The sequence below is a fragment of the Rhizobacter sp. P3_B12 genome (genome assembly GCF_056402895.1).
Window position 1 is genome coordinate 1 of the sequence record NZ_JBFUGN010001499.1, and the last position, 985, is coordinate 985.

1 protein-coding gene is annotated in these 985 nt (G+C 73.6%); it reads right to left on the reverse strand.

The genetic code is table 11. From position 1 onward, the window contains the following. Nucleotides 1–101: 101 nt before the first annotated feature. A partial coding sequence (locus tag AC1D01_RS36430; RefSeq protein WP_477874643.1) for an MFS transporter occupies nt 102–985 on the reverse strand: 884 nt, incomplete at its 5' end.

Below are 985 nucleotides of genomic sequence, written 5' to 3' on the forward strand. Positions count from 1 at the left end.
CCTCAGAGTGATGACGACCCCTCGCCCGGTGGGTACACCGGACGGTCCCCCGAGGGGACACGGGCCGGCTTGGGGCGGCCCGGCGCTCGGCCCGTCCGCGCTCAAACCGCCGCTGGTCTGAGTGCCCGCGGCGCCGCGGCCGCGAGGATCCCCGCGAACAGCGATACCGTCGCGAGGCCGAGCGTCAGCGACGCGTGCTCCGCGATGATCCCGATCAGCGGCGGGCCGGCCATCATCCCCAAGTAGCCGACCGACGCGACCACCGCGATGCCGTGCGCCGGGTTCGCATCCACCTTCGCCGCGGCGCTGAACAGCACCGGCACCACGTTCGCGAAGCCCAGGCCCACCAGCGCGAAGCCCACCAGCGCCACCATCGGGTGGCCAACCAGCAGCACCGCCGCCATCGAGGCCGCGGCCAGCGCCGCGCTGCCGCTCATCAGCACGGCCGGCGAGACCCGCTCGCGCACCCAGTCGCCGGCGAAGCGCGCCGCCGCCATCGCGGCGCTGAAGCTCGCATAGGCCAGCGCCGCGAAGCTCGCCTCGCTGGCGAGCTCCTGCTTCATGTACAGCACGCTCCAGTCGTACATTGCGCCCTCGGCGATCAGGCCCAGCGCCCCCAGCACGCCCAGCAGCGCCAGCAGCCCACGCGGCAGCTCGAAGCCGCCCTTGTCGTCCGACCCGGCGATCGTGCGCAGCATCACCGCCCCGGCCCCGCCGATCGCCGCCGCACCGAGCACCGCCATCGCCACCAGGTGCGTCGCGCCGCCGACCTCGTGCGACAGCAGCAGGCTGCCCAGCCCCGCGCCGACCATGCCGCCGAGGCTGAACATGCCGTGGAAGCCGCTCATCAGGCTGCGCCCGGCCAGCTGCTCCAGCTCGCCGGCGGCCGCGTTGATCGACACATCGAACAGGCTGGTGCCGACACCGAACACCACCATCACCGCCACCAGCCCTGCGTAGGCGTGCGACGACAGCAGCAGCGCCA